Annotated in this window: 11 protein-coding genes; 2 read left to right on the top strand and 9 right to left on the bottom strand. The window is 55.0% G+C overall.

Annotated features, from left to right (window positions below; translation table 11 throughout):
* Positions 1-34: 34 nt before the first annotated feature.
* From QZ303_RS04395 to QZ303_RS04370, 7 genes are all read right to left on the bottom strand, one after another.
* Complete coding sequence (locus QZ303_RS04395) at positions 35-3454, bottom strand: glycoside hydrolase family 76 protein (RefSeq protein ID WP_295729663.1); 3420 nt, start codon at positions 3452-3454, stop codon at positions 35-37.
* 104 nt (positions 3455-3558) lie between these two features.
* The gene (locus QZ303_RS04390; RefSeq protein WP_295729660.1) at positions 3559-4374 is read right to left on the bottom strand and encodes a DUF3823 domain-containing protein; all 816 of its coding nucleotides are present in this window, start codon (positions 4372-4374) and stop codon (positions 3559-3561) included.
* A gap of 42 nt (positions 4375-4416) precedes the next feature.
* Positions 4417-6474: a RagB/SusD family nutrient uptake outer membrane protein gene (locus tag QZ303_RS04385; RefSeq protein WP_295729657.1), complete on the bottom strand. Its 2058-nt coding sequence runs from the start codon at positions 6472-6474 to the stop codon at positions 4417-4419.
* Positions 6475-6495: 21 nt separating this feature from the next.
* A complete protein-coding gene (locus tag QZ303_RS04380; RefSeq protein WP_363322816.1) occupies positions 6496-8916 on the bottom strand; it encodes a SusC/RagA family TonB-linked outer membrane protein in 2421 nt (806 codons plus the stop codon).
* Positions 8917-8951: 35 nt separating this feature from the next.
* Positions 8952-9656: a carboxypeptidase-like regulatory domain-containing protein gene (locus QZ303_RS10600; protein WP_363322817.1), complete on the bottom strand. Its 705-nt coding sequence runs from the start codon at positions 9654-9656 to the stop codon at positions 8952-8954.
* A gap of 23 nt (positions 9657-9679) precedes the next feature.
* Entirely contained in the window at positions 9680-11125 is a 1446-nt protein-coding gene (locus tag QZ303_RS04375) for a glycoside hydrolase family 76 protein (RefSeq protein WP_295729654.1), read from the bottom strand.
* 34 nt (positions 11126-11159) lie between these two features.
* On the bottom strand, positions 11160-12968 hold the full coding sequence (locus QZ303_RS04370; protein ID WP_295729651.1) for a carboxypeptidase-like regulatory domain-containing protein: 1809 nt from the start codon (positions 12966-12968) through the stop codon (positions 11160-11162).
* Positions 12969-13405: 437 nt separating this feature from the next.
* Between QZ303_RS04370 and QZ303_RS04365 the strand changes: the two genes are divergently transcribed.
* Positions 13406-15652, top strand: a complete 2247-nt coding sequence (locus tag QZ303_RS04365) for a GH92 family glycosyl hydrolase (RefSeq protein ID WP_295729728.1) — start codon at positions 13406-13408, stop codon at positions 15650-15652.
* A gap of 355 nt (positions 15653-16007) precedes the next feature.
* On the opposite strand, the gene QZ303_RS04360 is transcribed toward QZ303_RS04365, so the two are convergent.
* Positions 16008-17525: a glycoside hydrolase family 125 protein gene (locus tag QZ303_RS04360; RefSeq protein ID WP_295729649.1), complete on the bottom strand. Its 1518-nt coding sequence runs from the start codon at positions 17523-17525 to the stop codon at positions 16008-16010.
* Between the two features lie 205 nt (positions 17526-17730).
* A complete protein-coding gene (locus tag QZ303_RS04355; RefSeq protein WP_295729646.1) occupies positions 17731-21714 on the bottom strand; it encodes a hybrid sensor histidine kinase/response regulator transcription factor in 3984 nt (1327 codons plus the stop codon).
* 446 nt (positions 21715-22160) lie between these two features.
* On the opposite strand from QZ303_RS04355, the gene QZ303_RS04350 reads away from it, so the two are divergent.
* On the top strand, positions 22161-23339 hold the full coding sequence (locus QZ303_RS04350) for a DUF5127 domain-containing protein (RefSeq protein WP_295729643.1): 1179 nt from the start codon (positions 22161-22163) through the stop codon (positions 23337-23339).
* Positions 23340-23374 lie beyond the last annotated feature (35 nt).

The raw sequence follows: 23374 nt of genomic DNA, 5'->3' as shown, positions 1-23374 counted from the left end.
AAGGGTGTGGCAGTACAACACCCTTCTTTTGAGATTACTTTGGAGGGAAGAGGAGCATTAGTGCCGGGATGGACGAGGCCGAGTAGCTGCCGATCACCGCACCCTCCGGGGTCTGGTTCCACGACTCGCCGTCGCATATGCCACGCGACGGATCTCGACGCGCCCAGCCGTTGACGATATTCTTCTCTATGAAAGGCCGGAACTGTTCCTGCCCGCACTCATCGACGAGAAGTTTCATGTACTGCGCCCATATGGCGGGATAAATGCCCTGCTCAAGGCCACCCTGGTCCATCGGATTGCGGCGGTCATGCGCCCACGGGAGCATGCCATGCTCTTTCGACATCTCGCCCACCGAGTACTCCGCACCCTTTATGGCATTGTCAAGGTAGCACTGCTCGCCGGTAGCGAGATAGAGAAGCACCGACGCACCGATAAACGTACCCTGGTTGTAGATTAACGAACCTCCGCGACGCTCATGCCCAGCGAAGTGATCTACTACCCGGCCTGTTGTCGTATCAACGAGCGAGTCCACGCTCCAGTCGTAAATCTCCTTGGCCATGTCAAGATAACGCTGCTTTGTCTCCCATGCCGGACGCTTGAACTTGCCATAGCCGTTCTTCCACTTCAGAGGCTTGCGGTCGGCCTTACGGTCGGCAGGCTCCGATTCGGAAAGAAGCATCGCGGCTATCACCGTCGGGAAATTGATACACGACATCTTTGCATCGGAAGGTCTCGGTGCTTTAGGATTGCGCAAAGGCTGCCACTGCCAGTACATGCCCCCGCCAAGTCCCTTCGAGGGGTCAGCGTAGCTGCCGGTATCGCCCACTTTCGGCGAGCCGTACCACACGCGCGCAAAACTCTGCTCGGCCAGACGGCGGTAACGCTCGTCGCCTGTCTGTAGATATGCGCGGGCCATGGTGATTGTCCACCACTGGATATCATCGTAGATGAACCATCCAAGCGTCTCATCGCCATTGTCGAAGTCAAAATCAAGATAATGCTTTACGTTCCCGTCGAGAATGTCACGGGCGAGCTTGTCGTATCTGTCGGCACGCGCCTTGTCGCCGGATTTACGGGCAAGCGCGGCGGCGTTAAGGGCCATGTCGGCATACATCGGCTGACACCATATGGCTGCCGCCCCATGAAAGCGGTCGGTGGCATGCGGGTCGGCGGATGTGTTGCGATAAATCATCTTGTCGGTATCGAGAAACACGTTGTTGAATCCGTCATACGCTTCCCACACGTCATCCATCGCATAGGCCGACGGCAACGGAGCGACAGGATTCCACGCGAATTCCACGGCCACACCCTCCGGCGAATTTTCAAACCGCGTGCGGTAGGTCGAACTTGACTCATCCCACTCACCAGGATCGAATGTCTCCTTGCCGTCGATCTTCACGCTTTCGGGACGCACAGGCAGGTACACGCGCGCCACGGCTGAAGTCTCCACCGGACCTTTCGCCACATAGCTGAAATGTCCGGGCGTCGACTTCTCGTCATATTCGCGCGAAGCCGATGCAAGCACCTGTGGCTTCGTGCGATCGATGATGCGCCCCGGATGCACAAGCAGCGCATGATGGCCCGGGGCCACGGTATAGACCGTATGCACGGTCAGTTCAGGGTCATATAGGTCGATCACAGGACCGGTGACGCGCACAGGCTCGTCGCTCACGCTCTCGTCGACCACGGCGATCACCTCATACAACCCTCGGTCGAGGCGGAAATTGTTCTTGGTCTCCACACGTCCGGCATGCGCCTCGCGCTCATAGAGGCGGCACACCTCGTCAAAAAGCTTCTTGTCGCCACCCTCATTGAGGATATACTCCTTAGGATCGTGGCGCAGCACGGTCACGCTGCCACGACCCACCTTGTAGTTGCCCTCCGCCGGACGGCGTTCAAGCCCCATCGACTCAAACAGGTGCTCCGAGGGCGTGGCGTAGGACATGCCGTTGCTGTTCCACCATTCGCCCACACCCTGGAACGGGTCGGCATCCGTGGCGCTGTACACGAGCTGTCCGCCATCCTTCACCCAACGGGCGAGGAAAGAATGCGCATCCTTATCGAGCGGCTTCATGTTGGAATAGCTCATCATCAGCACCTTTATGTCGGCCAGCGCCGGACCGTAGCCGAGATTCTCGATGTGCACGGTCTGCACGGGCACCCCCTTCTTCACAAACGGGAGAGCCATGCCGTAGAAATTAGACAGTTGCGGGTCATCGTAACCCTCATGGATCGGGAAGCGCTGGAACATCAGCGAATTGCCCATCAACACGCCTATGCCCGGCGTGCCGCTCACCTTGTTACCCGACAGAGGCATCTTGTTGAGGGAGTTGACCATCACCTGCATCTGCGTGGAGTAAAACCGAGGTATGCGCGCCTTCTCAGTAGAGTTGGCGCTCTTCTTGTAAAGACCCTCGTAGATGCGCTCCGGCCAAGGCATCACCTCATAGTCGGCAATCCCCGGATAGAGCAGCTGGGCCGTAAACGTCGCCTGATAGTTCTGCCTGTAGTCCTCCCAGTCGCGCGGCCAGTCCTCGATAGGATCGGTCAGGAAAAACACCTTGCGTCCCGTCGGGGCAGTCATGGCCTCCATCGAGCCGTATTCGAGATAGGCATTCTCGAACACGCGCTCACGCCGCCGTCCGTCATAATAGTTAGGCTCGCGCGAAGTGCCGGTCCACACCTGCGCGATATATCCGTCGCACGACGGCATCGAGGCCAGACTCGCCTCCGGACTCACAATCTGCCACTGCGAATAGTTGACAAGCGAATGAGTGGGGACATAGCATTTCACATCCATGCCCTTCGAGCGTCCGTACTCCTTGGCATAGTCGAATATCTCTTTCAACGCCCTGTAATAGAGATGATACTTGAGCTTGCTCGACATATAGGTTGCCTCAGGCGACTCATGCTGCGGACGCCAGTCCGTGCCATAGTACTCTTTCCACTCCTTCTTGAAGGCATCGCTGTAGCCGCTCCTTGCCCAGAACTCAGGCTCTTCCATGAAGATGGCGTCTATGCCGTTGTCGATCACACGCTTGATGTGGCGTTCCTTCAGATACTTGAGGAAATTGGCGGTGGGCACTATATAGGGCACCATGTGACCGTGCCATATCGTGTCGCCCTGCTGTGTCACCTGCCCTTCGTCAAGGTGGCGCTTACCGTCGTACTCGCCCGTGAAATAGTCCTGATACTCTCCCCACGCGATTCCCGTCATGAAATGCACGGTATATCCTCGGTCGCGCCATGATTTCACCCTGTCCTCGAAGGTGTGGCCTTTACGATGCTTGTCGGAAGGATTCCCACCGACACCGTAGACCATCACGGCATCGGCGCGGTTATCGATTGTCGGGCGCCACTCCCGCGAGGTCTGAAATGTAGTCTTTACGTCGGCACGCGCCACTGCCGGCAACAGCATCGCGGTGACAATAAACGCACATGTTTTTCTATCCATTATCGAAATTTTTGTCTTTGTATAAGTAAAAACCGGGCCACGCCTGAAGAGATATCCCCGTCCGACGCGGCCCGATTGTCATAGACTAATCTTATGCCCAAGGCCTAAGGAATCAGCACTTCCATAGGCTCGCTATAGTTGTAGCGATATACTTCGGCAGTAGTGTAGTTGATACGGGCGGCGGCACGGATATATACCCTGCGGCCGGAGGGGATCTCACCTGCGGAGGTGATAGTCACAGGCTGCCCGAGCAGCTCGTCGAAGGAAGAGCCGTTATATTTCAAGCCATTGGTCCAACGGTCGTCGCGGGCACGGTAACCCACAGAATGGGAGTAGCTTACGAAGAGCTGCACGTCGGTGACATTGAGCAGGTTGTCGGAATAGTCGGAGCGCGTAGGCTCGATCTTGGCGCGGAACTCCTCGGGCGACACTGCGCGTGTCACTTTCACCTTGGCCTTGATCTGGCCGTTGCTTACGGTCGGAGTGCCGACAAATTCCACCTTCAGGAAAGGCTGCACCTCGAATCGCACGGTGGTCTTGCCCTTTATGTCCAGCTCCTTGCCGCCATCCTCGATGACGTTGCCGTCGGGAGTCTCGCGGACGATGGGGATGAACGGGCCGTCGATACGTACATAATAATGACCCTTGAAGATCTTGGTGTTCTGGAAAGTACCGTCTGGCATCGCGAAGAAGTCGGGGTTGTGCTGCACATTGTCGCCCCAACTGAGTTCGGTGAGACGCACACGGATACCCTCGCTGCCCTGGTCGGTGAGCACGCGCTCTCCGGTGGCCACGTCTACGACTTCGCCCCAGATGGTCTCCTCCGGTTCGTCGTAGTTGTCCATCTCGAAGAGACTGCATGAGCTTAACGACGACATCATAATAGCAGCTATTGCGCCAAATATTGAGATTTTTTTCATTGTATTTTCAAATTATTCAAGTCAAACCATGAGCTGATGTTGTTAACGGTTGGGCTGCTGGTCAATCACAGGACTCTTTGCCACCTGACCGCCGGGAACCTCGAAGTAGTAGTCTACCTGATTGTAGCTGAACTGCTTGGAAGCCATGTTCTGGAAATGGGTGTCGAAGAAGTACTTGCCGTTTTCTGTGCAATAGAAAGGATAGAGGCCGCGGCAACGGTAATTGTTGTTGTCGCTGAACTTGTCCTTATTGCGGGTTTCGCCCCAGAAGCCGTCGCGTCCGGCATAGTGCTGCACGCGCCAGCGGCGGAGATCCCACTTCACCTGATGCTCGAAGGCAAGCTCCTTGCGGCGTTCCTTGCGGACGATGTTGCGGCTCTCAATCGAACCGGTGAGTGATCCCAGGAGCGGGTCGGCACCGGCCCTCTCGCGGATATCCTTGATAGCCTGGGTAGCCACGGCGAGCATGTCGGTATTGTCGGGAGAGGGAGCACCTGCGAGCGCAAGCTCAACGGCTGCCTCTGCGGCGTCGAGAAGCACCTCGGCATAACGCATCAGGATATAAGGCTGGTCGCACACACCCTCGCGGCCACCGCGGAAGTCGGGATCGAGCCACTTGCGGGTAACGAGACCGGATACGCCGGATTCACCCCAGTCCTTGTAAGGTCCGCAAGGACCGGTAGCACGCTTCTGCGATCCGTCGGGAGCAGTCACATACTTTACTTCGGTAGGTGACGAGCTCATGACGAGCTGTCCACCCTTGGGTCCGTTGGTATAGCTCTGGTCAGCCTGTCCGTAGCTGTAGTCATCCATAAGATGGGTAGCGGGGAGACTACCTGTGTAGGATCCGGCATACATCTCGACCTTCTGCCCTGCGAAATAGTCACCGGGGAAGATCACCTGTGCGCGCAGACGGGGTTCGGCGTTCTTGAAGAAGTCATAGGGATCGTCGAACATCAGGTATTCGCCCTCCATGATGTTGTCGCCGGTGGTCACCTTCAGAGTGCCGTCGGAATAGCGCTCGAAGCCGTCGAAAAGCTCCACGAAGTCGGCTGTCGGGCATGTGCCGCAGCTAAGGGGAGAATGATAGGGATATGCACCGCCCGGGAGATAAGGACCGTTGTAGTTGTCGTAGCCGTGGGTGGTGGTGGGGTAGAGATACTCCTTAACCCATATGTGCTCGGGGCTGCTGAGATTCGATGTCATGTCGACAAGGTTCTCAAACTGGGCCTGGGCGTCGCCGGCCACCCATTTTGCCTTATGAAGGGCGTACTTGCCGTCGGTTATCACCGTCGAAGCAGCCTTATAGGCCTCGGAAAAATACTTCTTGGAAGCGGCCTCCCAGCGGGTCTCGTCGAAGCCGATCACACGCACGCCGGTCTTACTGCCGAATCCGGTGAGATGACCGTCGACGGTCTGATTGTACTTGGCCACAGAACCGGCATAAAGCATGGCGCTTGACTTATAGGCGAGGGCCACATAGCGGTTGACGTAACCGCGCTTGAGGCTCTCGGGGGCGAGAAGCTCGGCAGCCATGTCATAGTCGGAAAGAATCTGGTCCCAGGCCTGCTCCTCGGTAGAGCGAGGCACTTCAAGCTCGGCGTCGCCGGGATAGTTGATCACGCGCGTCACCAGAGGGAAACCGCCGAAGCGCATGGCCATGTGGGTGAATATCATCGCACGGCAGAAATAGGCCTGTCCGAGATAGTTGTTGTAGGCCACGTCGGAGTAGTTGCCCTTATACTGGGGAAGATTCTCCATAAGGAAGTTGCACTTACGGATAATGGGGAACGCACGGTCCCAGTAGTTCGACGACTCGCCCGTGAACGTGCGCACGAGTCCGTCGCGTCCTACAGCCTCGCCGGTACCCTCGATACCCTTCGAGCAGAGCCAGCCGTTGTAGTCGAGACCGCGTTCGGGGAGATATTTGAGATCCTCCAGAGGAAGATTGCTGTAGAGTTCCGCCAGGTAGATTTCCATGCCCGCCTCGTTAGACAGGAGGTCGTCGGAAGTCATCATGTTCTTGGGAGCTATGTCAAGATCCACACACGATGTCAGCATTCCTAAACCCAGCATGGCGGCTATGATGATTTTTTTCATTGTAGTTGCAAAGTTAGTGATTTAGAGAGAGAGGTTCAAACCAATAGTATAGGTGCGGTTAAGCGGGTACAGACGGCCGAGGTCGGAATCGGGATGCTCGGGATCGACAAACTTCACCTTTGTAAAGGTAACAGGGTTGTAGCAGTTGAAGTAGATACGTACCGTGTTGCCGCGAAGGAGCTTGCGCGGAAGCGTGTAGCCAATCTCGACGCTCTTCAGACGCAGATAGTCGGTAGAGACGCGGTTGAAGTCAGAGTTGGCCTTGGGCGAACGTCCCGTAAAAGCGTAGTAGCCTTTTACCCATTCGGCATTGGGATCGTAGATGTCGGCGTTGGGATCCACCGTGTGCCAGCGGTCCATGAACTGCTCGAGAGCGCCGCCGCCGTTCGAACCCCAGATGGCGTAAAGAGGTTCCTCATACTTCATCGAGCCGAGGGCCGAGCCCTGCCAGAGCATGTTGAAGTCGATGTCGCGCCAGCGGAGGTTGAGGTCGAGCGAGAAGTTCATCCATGGGGTCTGGTCGTAGGCGTAGGGATGCTCGTCGAGGTCGTTGATCTCACCGTCACCGTTCCAGTCCTTGTAGCGGTAGTCGCCGGGCACAACGTCGCGCTCGGTATAGAGCTTCTCATTCCAGATCTGATACCAGTTCTCATAACGTCCGGCACCTTCATAGCCGAACTGCACGCCCTGATAGCGGTTGTTTAGGTTGTCGTGACGCCACTTGTCGTAGGAGTTGGAGTACGGGCCGTTCTGCACGGCGGTGATATACTTGTTGCGGGTAATCGAGAAGATGCCTCGCGCGCTCCACGACCAGTCGCCGATAGAGTAGCGGTGTGAGAGCTGCACCTCGAATCCGAGATGACGGTCGGAGTTGACATTCTCCTTGGGTGCGGTGGCACCTACCACGGTGGGCAGCTCGCCGCCACGACGTTCCATCAGGCCGCTGCGGTTGCGCACGAAGTAGTCGGCGGTGACGCCGATAATACCGTTGCCACCTTCGAAATCGACACCGATGTTGAATGTCTTGGCCTTGTACCACGACAGAGCCGGGTTGGGTATGGCTGTAGGCTCGGCACCATAGGTGTACTTGCCGTTGAAGATAAAGCCGGGAGAATAGCCGTTGTAGTTGCCGTTGTCGGCGATTGTTCCGCCACGGTAGGTGTAACCCTGAAGCCACTCGTAGTTGATCGAGCCGTCATCGCCCATCTCACCGTAGCTGGCACGGAGCTTCAGCTGGTCGATGAAGGCGTTGACATCAAGATCCTTCATCCAAGGCTCCTCGCTGACACGCCATCCTGCCGACACCGAGGGGAAGAAACCCCAGCGATGGCCGTTGGCAAACTTAGACGAGCCGTCGTAACGGAACTGTCCCTCGATGAGGTAGCGGTTCTCGAAATCATAGGTGAGACGTCCTATAAGAGCCTCGTTGGCCGAGTCATATAGGTCGCCGGTGCCGGAATTCATAGATCCGACCTGACCGTCCTCGACACCTGCCAGAAGGTAGGGCACTGAATATGCGAGGTCGCGGTAGGCATAGAAGTTATCGCCGTGACGGCTTGTAGTCTCCCAGCCGACGAGAGCGCCCACATGATGCTTTTCGGCGACGGTACGGTTGTAGTTGAGGGTGAACTGCGAGAGGAGCTGCGACTTGTCGTAGAATTCGCGACGCAGATTGGAGGGGGAGCTTCCAGCAAAGACCTTCTGGGAATATGAGCCGTCGGAAGCGAGGGCATACTGATAGTATTCCTTGCGGTAGATCTCGTTGTTGTCGACCTGATAGTCGTAGCTTACGAGAGCCTTGCCGACAAGACCTTTGAGCGGTGCCCACCATTCGCCGAAGTCGAGGTTGAGTGTGGCGCCTGTCTGGAGCGATTTCTTGCGGTACTTGCGATGGCCGGATATATCGGAAGTCATCATGGCCACGGTGTTCTTCTCAAGGTCGAGACCGGCATAGTTGAGCATGGTTCCTGCCGGATCGGCATATGCGGGATGGAGGACGCCCTGCGCCCAGTAGTTGCGGATGAGGTCTACCGAGCTATAGTAGGGAGTGTTGCGGTTGTCGGACATGCCTGCGATGTTGAGGTCGACTTTCACACCCTTCCAAAGCTTGGTGGAGATGTTCGAGCGGATGTTGAACTTATTGTAGTTGAGGTCGCCCGACTTGAAGATACCTTCCTGGTAGATGTATCCCATCGAGGCGAAGAACTGGGTGCGCTCGTTGCCGCCGGAGATGCTGAGGTCGTGCTGTGTCTGGGGTGCCCAGTCGGCGATGACGAGGCTGTTCCAGTCGCTCTGCTTGCGTGTGCCGTTGGCGAAAGCCTCGAAGTCCTCGGGAGTGTAGATGATTGAGCCGCCGTTGATGTTGTTGCGCGACTTTTCATTGTAGAGTGTCATGGCGCCCGCAGCGTCGGCAAGGCGAGGCATGCGCGAGGGCTTCTGCATTGTAAATGAGCCGTTATAGCTTACTTTAGTGGCCCCTACCCCCCCGTTTTTGTGGTGACGAGGAGGACGCCGTTGGCAGCGCGCACACCGTAGATGGCGGCAGCGGCATCCTTCAGCACCGACACGTCGGCGATGTCATTGGCGTTGAGGCGCTGGAAGTCCTCGACCGTGCGGGGCACGCCGTCGATGACCACGAGCGGGCTGCCAAGGCCGCGCACGTCGAAGTTGTTGTTGTAGGTACCGGGTTCGGAACTCTTCTGCCATACACGCACGCCGGGAATCTTACCGGTAAGCATGTTCTGGGGGTTCTCGTTGTTGGTCTTGATCATGGCGTCGCCCTTGAGGGCCGATACGGCGCCGGTGATCGATCCGCGGCGCTGCACACCATAGCCCACTACCACTACTTCGTCCATCATCTGGACGTCGAGGCTGAGGACCACGTTAATCGATGTGCGTCCGTTGACCTTCTCCTCCACCGGCGTGTAGCCGATGTAGCTGTAGACGAGAGTGGCATCGGCGGGAGCGTTGATCGTGTACTCTCCGTTGATGTCGGTGACGACACCGTTGGTGGTGTTCTTGACCAGTACCGACGCGCCTATGAGAGGTTCGTTTTCATGGTCGACGATCGTACCTGTTACGGTAACGGTCCGTTGAGCGGAAGCCCCCAGGGGCACAAGCGTCATAATCAGCGCCAGCACCGACAGGATCATTCCGGTCTTTAGGTTAAAGATTCTGAACATATGAATGATTGGTTGATTGATGATTATTTCTTGTTCAACTCATGCTGCGCGAGCACTGCATACTCTGCCGCGAACGTAAAGGTAAACATGGCCTCGGTGTTGCACTTGGCCCTGTCGCGGTTCCATCCTCCGAGAAGGCTCACGGGGAGCATGTTCGCGTAGAGGTAGTGGGAATAACCGTAGTCGAGATTGTTCTGGAACGCCTGACAGCCCTTGTCGGCGGATGGATACACGTCGTAGGCCTCGGCATATGCGCGCATGAGCACACCGTTGAACCATGTGGCGAACCCCGACATGTCCAGTGTGTAGCATCCGGGCTTGGAGGAATCAGGAGTGAGGAAGTAGGAGAAACTCTTCTCCACAAGGTCGTTCACGTCGGCCTTGTAGGAGGCTTCTCCGGTGGCGCGCGCCAGATCGGTGGCTCCGGAGAGCATGCTGCCGGTGTTGTAGCTCCATGCCTTGCCCGAAGGGCCGTCCTCGCGGTTGTGCGCACGGTAGCGCACACCGTCGATCTCCTCGTAGGCGATGTCGCCGCTTCCGCCCAGCATATCGAAATACACACCCTTGGAGGCGTCGAGCAGATGTGACTTCTGCCAGTCGTAGACACTGCGCGCCATCCTGAGGTAGTAGTCGGCCTTGGTCTCCGTCACGTCGTAGCGCTTCTTGTCGGAGGCTATGCGGCGGTAGGTGATCTCATCGTTTTTACCCTTGTAGATATCGCTGAGCCATACGAGAGGGCTTACTATCGGGCCGTTGGAGCAGGAATGCTTGGTGACGTAGCCCGGTCCCCAGGTGATGCCGCCGTACTCCTTGCCATTGCCGTCGAGGGTGCAATCCCACCCGTCGAGCACATAGGAAGCGAGATATTCGGCCTTCTCGAGATATTTCGGGGCACCGGTCACGCGGTAGGCCTCGATAAGCTCGCGGATAAACCATTCCTGGTCGTCGTAGACGTTGAGTACGCCCGTCACGTCGGCGCCACCTTTGCCGGAGGTACGGTTGACGGCGTAGACGGTCCAGGTGTTGGTGCCTGTATATGAGCAGAGGCTGTATGTGCCTGCATAGTAGTCTGCGTTGTCGACAAGGCTCTCGAGGAGCTGTGTGTAGCGTGTCCAGTTGCTGTCATAGACGGCGCTGTTTCCGTCGGCCTTGAGAGCCTTCATGGCCCTGAGGGTGGCGTTGACGGCCTCGATGGCACCGGTGTACATCCACACGCTTCCCAGTTCGGACGACTTCTGTCCGGTGTAGGGATTGTAGTAGCGGCTCATGGCCATCGACTGCTTGTCGAAGTAGTTGTCGACAGCGGCATCAATAATGGAAATGGCACGCAAGGTGTTCTGTTCGGCGACCGATCCGGCGACAATCGGCGCTCCCGGCTCCTTCGACGTCCCGTTTTCTTCAGGACCGTCGGAGGAGCAGGCAGATGCCGCCATCACCAAAACTGTAGCCGATATTATGTGTCGGTTCATTGTTTTTTGAGATTGGTTATATCGGATATGGATATTATTGGAGATCTATCGCGCCGATCACGAGCTTGTTCTCGTCGCCGTTAAGCTCACCGTTGTGCACGGATATCAGGATCATCACGTCCTGACCGTCATAGGCCGAAAGGTCGTAGACAAAGTCGCACATCTTGTTGTCGTCGTGCTTGAACTTCCAGCATCCGTCGTCGGCAGCGGAGGCCTCGTTGGCTGTGTTGCTGACAGGAGCGAGCGCGGTGGCGTTGCAGTCCATAGAGATTGCGGTGAGCTTGAAGAAGGTGTAGTTGGAACCATAGTTGCGTGTGGTGAACTTGAACTTGTCGGCACCCCCCTTGATGGAGAACTTGGCGTAGATGTACGATTCCGGCTCTTTCGTATTGGGCGCTTCGTTACCACGGGTCTTGATCAGGTAGCCGTCGCCGTTGAATGCCTCGGGATCCTTATGGAGAGGCATGAATGTCCAGTAAGCCATGGCATGGCCGAGTTCCGCCCACTGCGAATAGGCAGGCTGATAGTCATCGCGATTGCCTGAAGGGCCCTGGCCCACGAAGTGAGTGCGGTCCTGAGGCATCGAAGAGCGCACTATCGATTCGGTCATGTGCCAGTTCTCGAGTCCGGCGACATCGGCACCGGGAAGCCACTGGGTATATTCGGTGAAGGCCTCACCGGCGAAAGCCACGCGACGCAGCACGAGCTGGTGCCAGTAGTCGCCGGTCTCCATACGGAACTGTCCGATGACTATCACCACTTCCTTGCCGATATACTTGGAGAGATCGAAAGTCTCGTTCATGTAAGAACCGGTGTCGCACACGCGGATCGCGCCTACCAGTTCGGCCTGCGGTTCGGCGGCTGTGAGGTCGATCACCTGTACACCCCATGAGCATGGCGGCTGGTGGGTACGTACCTGGACGGTCATTATGCTGTTGTCGGCAGTAATCAGCTTGCGTCCATAGACGAATGTGTCGAAGTTCTTGGTGTCGGCGGGGTTCTTCTGACCCTCGGCATTATTGCGGATGCGGAGCGTGGATCCTTCGTTCTGCTCCTGATAGTCACCCGTCCATGTGGTCCATGTGGCCATGTAGTCGACCGACCAGTCAAACATCGGGTAAGCATCTGCGTTGCGGCCACCCTTGTACTCATTATTATACCAGCGTGGAGCGAGGGCGAGATCGGCGGCCGTGAGTCCGCGGAGAATCTCAACACCGCCTATGCTTGCATCGACCACAGCCTTGCCATCGACGAAGTCGGACATGGCGACCTTGCGTGTCACCGTGGCACATCCTGTCTTGGAAATGGTGACAGTGTAGTCACGAAGCACAAGTCCGGAGATTTCGTAGTAGCCGTTGGCATCGGTGGTAGCGGTTTTCTGTGCCGTCACGCTGACGGTGACACCTTCAAACGGACGGTCGCCATTCTGCGCGTCGGTGATATGACCGCTGATGGATGCATTGGCGTAGACCATCTGTACATCTACATTCTCAACCGAATTCGACTTTCCGAAACTTGAGGGCGTCAGAGTCACTGACACCGTCTCATAGCCTTCTTTCTCGAAGAGCACAGGCTGGCCTTCACTGTGGATATCCACACCTGAAAGTGCGTAGCGTCCGTCGGTACCCGTCGTGACCGAGACGGATGAGAGACGGTCAGTGACTGTCACCCCTGGTATGGGAGTCATTAATTCGTCAGTCACAAGACCGGAGACTGAACCTTGACCGACAATCTTGTCGCCAAAGGTCTCCTTGTCATCGTCAGAACACGACTGTGCCAACATGGCGATGCAGCCGAGCAGGGCAAAGAGCCTGATGAATCCGAGAGCTTTTCTTAATTTCATGATGATGATTATTGGTTTATAAAAATTTGCTTTTGGTGTGTTCATGGTGAATGCGCCGGAAGTCCTGAAGCGGTCTCAACATGAATAAGGTATTTTAACGATGTCGCAAAGTAATTAATTTCTTTTGTGTAATATTAAATCCGTTTTTGCATAATTTGTATTTGTCGCTACAGGGGACAAGTTTGGCAAAATTGCGCCCAATTCGGCGTCATGACAGGGACAGCACATGGCAGCGCAGTATATCATACTGGTATTCAGCCGCATCCATAATTATAAAATACAAATTGGCATGTATCCATACAAACTTGGCAGTCATGAGAACACACCATACCGCTATATATCTTAACTTCGCCACTAAATCAACCTTCATTATCATGAATCAGTTCCGTAACATTTCGCTGGATCGACGACACCTTGCAGGCCTCTTTTCAGCAACCATGCTGGCTCTCTCGGCCTCGGCTGTCGAAAGCCCGGTCGACTATGTAAGCACCCTGGTCGGCACCCAGTCGAAACATTCCCTCTCCACGGGAAACACCTATCCTGCCATAGCCCTTCCGTGGGGCATGAACTTCTGGACCCCGCAGACGGGGAAGATGGGCGACGGCTGGGCCTATACCTACGATGCCGACAAAATACGTGGCATAAAGCAGACCCACCAGCCAAGCCCCTGGATCAACGACTACGCTCAGTTTGCAATCATGCCCGTGACCGGTAAGGTTGTATTCGACGAGGATGAGCGCGCAAGCTGGTTCTCCCACAAGGCCGAAGTGGCCAGGCCGTATTACTACCGCACATATCTCGCCGACTGGGACGTGGTGGCGGAAATCGCCCCGACCGAACGTGCCGCCATCATGCAGTTCACATTCCCGGAGAGCGAGCTGTCGACAGTAGTGGTCGACCCGTTTGACAACGGCTCGCAGGTGACCGTGGATCCCTCGCAACGCCGCATCACCGGCTACACCACCAAGAATTCCGGGGGTGTGCCCGACAACTTCCGCAACTATTTCGTAATAGAGTTTGACAAGCCTTTCACTTATGCCGCCACGGTGGCCGACGGAGAAATCAGGAAGGGTACTCTCTCCACAACCGCCGACCATGCGGGCGGCATCGTGGGGTTTGCGACCGGCAAGGGTGAGAAAGTGACGGCACGCATAGCCTCATCATTCATAAGCCCCGAACAGGCCGAGCGCAACCTCAAGGAACTTGACGGCAGGAGCTTTGCCCAGGTGAAAAACGACGCCCGCGACAAGTGGAACGAGACCCTTGGGCGCATTGACATCGAGGACAACGACATCGACCGCCTGCGCACGTTCTACTCGTGCCTCTACCGCTCGGTGCTGTTCCCGCGCAGCTTCTACGAATATGACGCTGAGGGACAGCCGGTACACTATAGCCCATACAACGGAAAGGTGCTACCGGGCTATATGTACACCGATACCGGCTTCTGGGACACGTTCCGCGCCCTTTTCCCGCTGCTCAACCTCATGTATCCCTCGGTCAACACAAAGATACAGGAGGGGCTGGCCAATACCTACAAGGAGAGTGGTTTCCTGCCTGAATGGGCAAGCCCGGGACATAGAGGATGCATGGTGGGCAACAACTCGGCATCGATTGTGGCCGACGCCTACCTTTCGGGAGTGCGCGGACAGGATATGGCCGCACTTTGGGACGGTGTGGTCAACGGCACGAAAAACGTTCATCCCGACGTCCCCTCGACCGGCCGTCTTGGCCATGAATACTACAACCGTCTCGGCTATGTGCCTTACGATGTCGACATAAAGGAAAATGCGGCGCGCACGCTGGAGTATGCCTACGACGACTGGTGCATCTACAAGCTCGGTCAGGCTCTCGGCAAGTCGAAGAAAGAGCTGAAGCCCTTTGCAGAACGTGCATTGAACTACCGCAATCTCTACGATCCCGAGCACAAACTCATGAGGGGCAAAAACAAAGATGGCAAGTTCCAGTCACCATTCAATCCGCTGAAATGGGGCGACGCGTTCACCGAGGGCAACAGCTGGCATTATTCCTGGTCGGTGTTCCACGACCCGAAGGGACTCATCAACCTGATGGGCGGCAACGACGAGTTCGTGTGCATGCTCGATTCAGTATTCTCGGTACCCCCGGTTTTCGACGAGAGCTACTATAATTCCGTCATCCACGAAATCCGCGAGATGCAGATCATGAACATGGGCAACTATGCCCACGGCAACCAGCCGATACAGCACATGATCTACCTCTACGACTGGGCCGCTCAGCCCTGGAAAACACAGCATTGGGTGAGGGAAACGATGGACCGAATGTACAATCCCAATCCCGACGGATATTGCGGTGACGAGGACAACGGCCAGACATCAGCCTGGTACGTATTCTCTGCGCTCGGCTTCTATCCGGTGTGTCCCGGCAGCGGGCAATATGCACTCGGCGCTCCACTCTTCAAGAAAGCTACAGTCAAGCTGGAGAATGGCAACACTCTGACCATCAACGCTCCGGCCAACAGCTACGAGAACCGCTACGTTGGCAAGCTCACGCTCAACGGCAAGAATATTGACCGCAACTATCTGACCAGAGAAGAGCTAATGGATGGTGCGCATCTTGAATTCACCATGCAGGACGCCCCGTCGCTGACACGAGGCGTATCGGCCTCGTCAGCACCCTATTCTTTCTCCAACGAGCTACCTGAATAATAACTACTTATCATTTCGGATAAACTCCGGTGGCGGTGTGTCGAAATTCGACACACCGCTGTTTTTTTGCCCGGCCGGGAGGACCGGGATTGTCGGACGAGTCGGACAGGTCTGACAATTCTGACGGGTCTAACGGATCGGACGAATCATCGGACCTGTCCGACCTGTCTGACCGGTCTTACAGGTCGGACAATTTTTATGTGCTTGAGAGCATGCCAACTGATGCATAAAAGACAGCGATGCGCAGGATTCCCGACACATCGCCGCCAAAACAATCTATTGAATTCCCTACCTTAGAAATTTATCAAAACCTATTTATCTATATCTTCAGCCTTTATTTTTTCCTTAGAGAGCCTCACGGCTTCCTGTCATAGGCCATCACGGCGTGAGACCCATTGTATTCTATAGAGTTGAGCAAATCGACCTTTCCGTCATTCACGAGCTTTAATATAAGCTCTCCGAAAAGCGTGTTCTGCCATGCAAACCACGGACGGGTAAAATCATTGGCATCGTTGACGTTGAATGATTCATGGATGAAACCGGTGCCGGCATCAGTGTTTATAAGCTGTGTGACGCACTCCTTTATCTCATTGTCGTCAGAGGAGGTGAAAGCCTTCATCATGATGCTCATGGGCCATGCCATGTCGTAGCCGATGTGCGGACCACCGATTCCCTCCCCGGCGCTACCTTTGAAGAAATATGGATTATACTTGCTCCATACAAAGCGGCGCGTGTTCTTATATATCGGGTCATCGGCATCCACATCTCCAAGATATGGCATGGATAGCAGGCTGGGGACATTGGAATCGTCCATAAGGTGCTTGTTGCCGAAACCGTCAACCTCGAATGCATATATCTTGCCGAACTCGGGATGCTCGGCCACGGCATATTTCTTCAGAGCCGCCTCTACCTCGTCGGCAAGCGCGTCGCACTTCCCGGAAAGAACCTTGTCGCGGTTGACCTTGCGGAGGATCTCGGCAGCCTTACGAAGCGATGACACCGCAAAGAAGTTGGAAGGCACGAGAAACTGGAAGGTAGTGGCATCGTCAGACGGACGGAAGCAGGACACTATCAAACCGCAACCACCGTTGACGGGGGCACCCCAGCCGTCGTTGTTGAGGGTGTCGAGTGCACGGTCGGTCTTGCGCTTGAACTGGTATTTACCTCTCCCCTCACGCCGCTGCTGGTCGATGAAAACGGCGTATATTTTATTGATGGCTTCAAGCCATGTAGCGTCGAAAATAGAGGTGTCACCCGTCTTTTGCCAATATTCGTAGGCAAGACGCAGCGGATAGCAGAGCGAATCGATCTCCCACTTGCGCTCATGCACATCGGGTATCATGTCGGTCTGGTCGGACATCCACTCACCGCCCGTAGGACCGTCGTTGTAGGCGTTGGCATAGGGGTCAAGGCATATGCACTTGAATTGACGGCGTATGACGCCCTCCACCATGTCCTTGAGTTGCGGATCGTCGTTTAAAAGCTGTACATAGGGCCACACCTGCGCTCCTGAATCGCGCAGCCACATGGCGTGTATGTCGCCCGTATAGACGAACGTATCGTTCATGCCGTCCTTAGCGTCCTTGCGGTGATGCACGGTCGTGTCAAGCGTGTTTGGAAAGCAATTCTCGAACATCCACACGAGTTTGGGATTGGTGAGCAGGCGCTTTACCCGGGCTATCTCGTTCTCCACGGCAATGGAGCGGAACAGCCGCTCTCCGACAGGCGGACGACGGCAGGTGAATGCATGGTTGACGGCGGTGTTGTCTGCGGCGCAGACCGAAGCCGCCAAAGACAGCTCTGAGGCATTTATCTGTGGCGCGGCAAACAGTAACATCGCGCCGGCAAAGGTCAGTTGTGTATATCTATCCATTATGCACCGTGAATTAACTGGGTGTTTCCACCCTTCTGAGGTTCGGTGCAAAGATATACACGTAATACATTAAACGGTGTATCTACCACGGCCAACTATGTAATTTATGGCGACATGCGCGGATGCATACAAATTATGCGGAATCGGACACATCCTAAGGCATGGATTCCTGAGCGACAAACGACACCTGTGCAACGCTTTTCCGTCAACCATTGCCGGTCAGGGAATCGTCTTTCAGCCTGTGGGCGTTGCGGTACTCCTTGGGAGTACTCTCGAAACGCTTGAAGAACTCCTTATAAAAGTGGGAACGGTTGGAGAATCCGCTACGGTAGATTATCTCCTGTATGGTGAGGTTGGTAGTGCAGAGCAACCGAGCTGCAAAGTCAAGACGGTGCTCCTTTATGAAATCATTTGGCGAAGCAAGTCCCATCTCTTTGAACTTGCGGTAGAGATTTCGGTTCGAGAAGCGCATGTGATGCGCTATCATCTCGGGCGAAAGATCAGGATTGTCGATATTATCATCGATAAACGCGGTGATCTTGTTCATGAAATCCTTCGATTCCTGATCAAGGAGCTTGCCGTTGGAGTACTCATAGGCGCTTGCCGATGTAGTATAATACTCCTTAAGCTTGCTGTTGTGTTCGAGCAGACGCTTGATCACAGCCCTGAGATAACTGAAACTGAACGGTTTGGATATATAGACATCGGCACCGGTCTCGATGCCTGCCACGATTTCCTCATTTGAATTCTTCGCGGACAGGATGATAAGCGGCACATGCATGGTATGGCGGTTGGACTTTATCTGGCGCGTAAGTTCCAGACCGTCGGTACCGGGCATCATTATGTCGGTAATCACCAGATCAGGCATCGAGTCGACCAACTCTTTTATGGCATCCTTGCCGTTGGTGGCTTTTATTATCTTGTATTCAGAGAGACTGTCGGCAAGAAGGGTTAGCATGTCCTCATTGTCATCGACTATAAGTATCTTTACGGCATCCTTCGAGCCGGCCTTGGGATACGGGACGGAGGATACGGGCGCGGACACGCCGTCGGCGCCTATACCGTACCCGACGATTTGATCGGGAGCCGGAATCGTCGGAGATTCCATCTCCCGGCTGTCGACAGCCTCTTCCGTGTCAAGCTCCAGTTCCGGAAGGGTCACGATGAAGCATGCATATTCACCGACCTTGCTGTCAATCTCAATATTACCCTCAAGGATGTCCACCATCGAATGGCATATGGCCATGCCAAGCCCGTTGCGTGCGGTAAGGCCCTTCGTGGCCTTCTCTTCCACGTTGTCGAGGATGGCATAGTGGTTGAACACACGTTTCTTGTCCTCCTCGCTGATCCCTTTTCCGGTGTTCCACACGGTAAGCAGGAGATGCGAGTCTTTCATCGCCAGCCCCACCTTGACAGTGCCTCCAGGAGCCGTGTATTTGAAGGCGTTCGACACGAGATTTGTAACAATCTTGCTTATCGAGCGATAGTCTGTATTCCATATTATGTCGGGCGCTACCTCGTTGATGACATTAACGTTGTTGCGCTCCGCCAGGTCAGAGAACGACTGTATGATGTCGTTGCACAAGTCACTTACATCTATGCGTCGCACCTTACGGCGATTGTTGCCGGTCTCGATGCGCCGGAAGTCGATGATTTCCTGGATGAGATTGTTGAGACGCTGGGTGTTGCTACGGATAAGCCCCACATATTTCCTGACATATCCGTCGGCACCTTCATAGGAAAGAATCCTTTCACAAGGTCCGTAGATGAGCGTGAGCGGAGTACAGAATTCATGGGTGATGTTGGTGAAGAATTTGAGTTTCTCCTCATACACCTCTTCCTTATGGGCCGCCTTTATGTCGGCGAACGCACGTTGCTGCCTGCGCTTCTGCCTGCGTAGCAGATAGTAGACGGCGGCCCCGATAATGATTAATCCTAAAAGCAAGTAGAGTGCCTTGGCAATGGTGGAAAGATACCATGGCGGCGTGATTCTCATGTTGACCATCATAGGCTTCCCCTCGAAGCCGGTCTGCAGGTCGACATACTTTACATACAACTTGTAGTCGCCGGGTGGCATGCCCGTGAACGACCACGAATTGTCGCGCCCGTTCATCACCCATTCCTTCCCGTCGAGGGAATAGTAGTAGCTGCTATTGTAAGCATTGATAAAGTCGGATGTGGCAAAAAGCAGAGTGAAGTACTGCTGGTCATGAGAAAGAGTTAGGGTATTTCTGTCGCGGTCGAAACGATCCCCGAGTCCCACGTTTTTACCATCTACCAGCAAACCTATCAGGCGCGGGGTCGGGATATAGTCATCTACGGCCACATAATTCTTGTCGGGAGCCACAAGTGTGATGCCGTCTATGCCGCCGAACATCAGACATCCGTCGCGGTCGGTGCATGCCGCCCCGTCGCTGAATTCGGTGACAGTCACACCGAAGTCCTTGTCAAACAGATTGCCCCGTTCCGTGGCAGGATCGAAGCACACGAGACCCCGGTTGGTCGACACCCAGATGTTGCCGTCATTGGATTTGAGTATGGCGTGGATCGTGGAATTGGCAAAGCCCTTGTCGCGCCCGTAGTACAGACGTTCTCCGTCCGGAGTCTTGTTAAGAAGCCCATGTCCTGTGCCGAGCCAATAGCTGTCGCCCTCCTTTATGGTCGTAAATACGTCGTTGACTGTCTGTGTGTCATAGTCCCCATCCAGCTTGACGATCCTTAAAGAATCATTATCACTGTCGAAAACCACTGCACCGAGTCCACGGTTGCTGAACACCGGCTCCCCCTTGTCATCGACCGACAGGGAAAAGAAATAATTGGACGAGAAGTTGCCATCGTCTACAGTGTATTGCTTTATCGACTTCACACGTGGCGTACCGCCGGCGCTGTCTATTACGGCTATCCACACACCCTGCCCTATGGAGGCTATCCATAATATGGAATCTGCCTGCTCATAAAGTCCGTGCACCCATCTGAGCCTCACTCCCGGATCTATTGCCATCACGCGGCGCGTAGTGTAGTCATAATAGTTAAGGCCCTCTTCCGAGCCTATCCACATCCACGGATGCCGGCGGCTCGACGCAAGGGCGAAAACCATGTTGTGGCGCAGCGGCGAGTTGGCCGACGTGTGCAACCTCATCGATCCATAGGAGCCTGTGTGGTGGTCGAAATCGTTGACTTCCAGCAGGCCGTCGCCCTTCGTGGCCATCCAAAGCGTGTTGTCGCGGTCGATTATCAACGATCTCACCGGATGGGAAACGATATCGTTGAAATGAGAGAAAGGAAGAGTCGTGATGTCGTACTGGCCGGTATAATATGTAAACAGTCCCTGACAGTCAGATCCGATCCAGACCACGTTCTGACGCTCGGAAGCCGACAGACAGAACACGCCGGCAGTTATGCCGAGATCATGTATCCGGTAATCGTGCGACTTATCTGCCTTGACCACTCCGGAAGTCTCGAACGAGATGAACAGGTTGCTGTCGCGGTCAAACGACATGTCCGACACGACGCCCTTCTGCGATATGAGATTCTTCAGCGACAGCAGCGAATCGTTGGAATATGTCGATACATTGAAACGGCGCGCCATACACCCGGAATCGATTGTGATCACATCCCGACCCCTCTGGCGGGCGAAAATCAGCGGCGACGTGCTGAGAGTGGTGGTGGAGCCTCCGAAATATCCCTGCCTGCGCAGTTCAAGCCCCTTGGAATAGATACCTCCGTGCGAAAACACCAGCAACTTGTCAGCCACGAATGCTATTTCGTAAATAGTGTCGCGGTCAATCGAAATGTCGTCGATCTCCTTGAATTCTTTTTCCGAGTCATCGAAATTGTAGATGCGTCTGTTCTCACCCACGACAAATACCTCGCCCCGGCTGTTCTTGCGAAGAATCTCCCTCCCCTGGAACTGAGGATACACGAGTATCTCGCCCCGCTGCCGGTCGAGGCGGTTGATCCCATGGTTGGTGCGTATCCACATGATACCGCCGGGCGACTCCATGATCCCCTCGACTATGTTTCCCGAAAGCGGACTCTGGGGAAATATGTCGGAAAGGGAATGAACGGCCACGCCGTCATATACATTGACACCGTCGCAGGTTCCTATCCAAAGGAAGCCGACCGAGTCCTGGCATAAGGAAAGCACGGCACTGTTGGTCATTCCGTCCTTGTTGGTGATACACCGCATATTGTATGCGTCGGCGCTGATAACGGAAATGAGAACCAGGACGGCTGATATAAGGATTTGGAATTGTGCGTGGGATTGATGTGTCGCGTTATGTCGCATCGATTATTTTCGGAAAGAGGGTATATATGGTTTATAATGGTATAGGCAGATCGGTCGTGGAATGGAGCGATATGTATTATAATCGTCGGAATGATGATCGCATAAACAAGCATTCACATTGCAAAGTTAGCTTTTTTTCATAAATAGGTCAGTGATAATTGTAGTCCATTCTTGCCAAAAATGTATTCAAGACGTTTACGGACGTATTTGGCGGCATGCAGCACAATGTATTATCGATAATGTGGGTAACTTAGAGGGTCAAAATATTTACCCGCTACAACATAAAACTAAACCATCTGTTATCACTTGGTGCGTCTGCGGTCGTCCTGGCCGGAGCCGCCTATGCCATGCAAGGCTGCAACAAGGCGGACGCGGCACAACGTACCGCGCTACGGGCACCATCCTATCCCCTCGTCACTATCGACCCATACACCAGCGCGTGGATGCCGGCCGACCGGCTCTACGGAGCAGGCGTATGCCATTGGACAGGCAAACCTTTCCCTCTGATCGGTGCCGTGAAAGTCGACGGCAAAGTCTACCGCTTCATGGGGCAGGAGGCACCCATTCTGTCGGTAATCGTGCCCACCGCCGTTACAGGCGCATGGGACGGACGCTATGTCACCTCCGAGCCGGCAGCCGACTGGATGAAGCCCGACTTCAACGACTCTTCGTGGACGAAAGGCGAAGGCGCATTCGGCACAGTGCCTGCCGAGGCTTTGGCCAAAACAAACTGGGACACCGAATTCATCTGGACACGACGCAACTTCGACATCGATCCTGCCGTAAAGGACAAGCCCCTCTTCCTGAACTATTCCCACGACGATGACGTGATCATATATGTCAACGGAATAAAGGTGGTCGACACCGGCAACCAATGCCACAAGGACCAGATTGTCGAGCTTTCCGACGAGGTAAAAGCCACACTGAAGCCACAGGACAACGTGATAGCTGCATGGTGCCGGGATCGCGGAGGGCTGTCATTCCTTGACTACGGCATCGAATGCGAGGTGACAGACTCGCGCTTCCTTGACGAGGAAGCCACACAGACATCGGCGATAGTCGACCCTATGAACACACTCTATACATTCACGTGCGGTCCGGTAGACCTCTCCGTGAAGTTCACCGCTCCTGCATTCCTCGACAACTTCGACCTGCTATCGCGCCCGGTCAACTACTTGACCTATGACGTGGAGAGCAACGACGGCAAGGCCCACGACGTGAAGCTGTACATCGAGGCCGGCAAGGAATGGGCGCTCAACACCTCCGCACAGAACGCTACCATGGAGGTGGTTAACCTTCCCGCCGGACTCTGTGCCGTGACGGCCACCAACGTAGAGCAAAACCCGCTCAACAAGGCCGGCGACGACGTGCGCATCGACTGGGGTAAATTCTATCTGGCCACCGACACGCTCGGAACAACCCCCTTCCTGGCCGACGGCATTGCCGCCCGACGTGCGTTCATCGCAGGCAACCCTGTGACCGAAAGCGGGGAGAGGATGGGATTCATAATTATTACTGTCCGCTAAACCATAAATCAGAGAGTCCAACATCTTGAAAGGCA

Source organism: uncultured Muribaculum sp., assembly GCF_910583865.1.
Classification (GTDB): domain Bacteria; phylum Bacteroidota; class Bacteroidia; order Bacteroidales; family Muribaculaceae; genus Muribaculum.
Note: the sequence above shows the minus strand (reverse complement) of the source record. Positions and strands in the feature narration are given on the sequence as shown.

What these genes read in the sequence shown, in the direction of transcription:
- QZ303_RS04385 (WP_295729657.1), bottom strand. Translation starts at nt 6,474, where the DNA reads ATGAAAAAAATCATCATAGCCGCCATGCTGGGTTTAGGAATGCTGACA.
- QZ303_RS04360 (WP_295729649.1), bottom strand. Translation starts at nt 17,525, where the DNA reads ATGGATAGATATACACAACTGACCTTTGCCGGCGCGATGTTACTGTTT.
- QZ303_RS04395 (WP_295729663.1), bottom strand. Translation starts at nt 3,454, where the DNA reads ATGGATAGAAAAACATGTGCGTTTATTGTCACCGCGATGCTGTTGCCG.
- QZ303_RS04370 (WP_295729651.1), bottom strand. Translation starts at nt 12,968, where the DNA reads ATGAAATTAAGAAAAGCTCTCGGATTCATCAGGCTCTTTGCCCTGCTC.
- QZ303_RS04355 (WP_295729646.1), bottom strand. Translation starts at nt 21,714, where the DNA reads ATGCGGTGTATCACCAACAAGGACGGAATGACCAACAGTGCCGTGCTT.
- QZ303_RS04390 (WP_295729660.1), bottom strand. Translation starts at nt 4,374, where the DNA reads ATGAAAAAAATCTCAATATTTGGCGCAATAGCTGCTATTATGATGTCG.
- QZ303_RS04365 (WP_295729728.1), top strand. Translation starts at nt 13,406, where the DNA reads ATGCTGGCTCTCTCGGCCTCGGCTGTCGAAAGCCCGGTCGACTATGTA.
- QZ303_RS10600 (WP_363322817.1), bottom strand. Translation starts at nt 9,656, where the DNA reads ATGTTCAGAATCTTTAACCTAAAGACCGGAATGATCCTGTCGGTGCTG.
- QZ303_RS04380 (WP_363322816.1), bottom strand. Translation starts at nt 8,916, where the DNA reads ATGCAGAAGCCCTCGCGCATGCCTCGCCTTGCCGACGCTGCGGGCGCC.
- QZ303_RS04375 (WP_295729654.1), bottom strand. Translation starts at nt 11,125, where the DNA reads ATGAACCGACACATAATATCGGCTACAGTTTTGGTGATGGCGGCATCT.
- QZ303_RS04350 (WP_295729643.1), top strand. Translation starts at nt 22,161, where the DNA reads ATGCAAGGCTGCAACAAGGCGGACGCGGCACAACGTACCGCGCTACGG.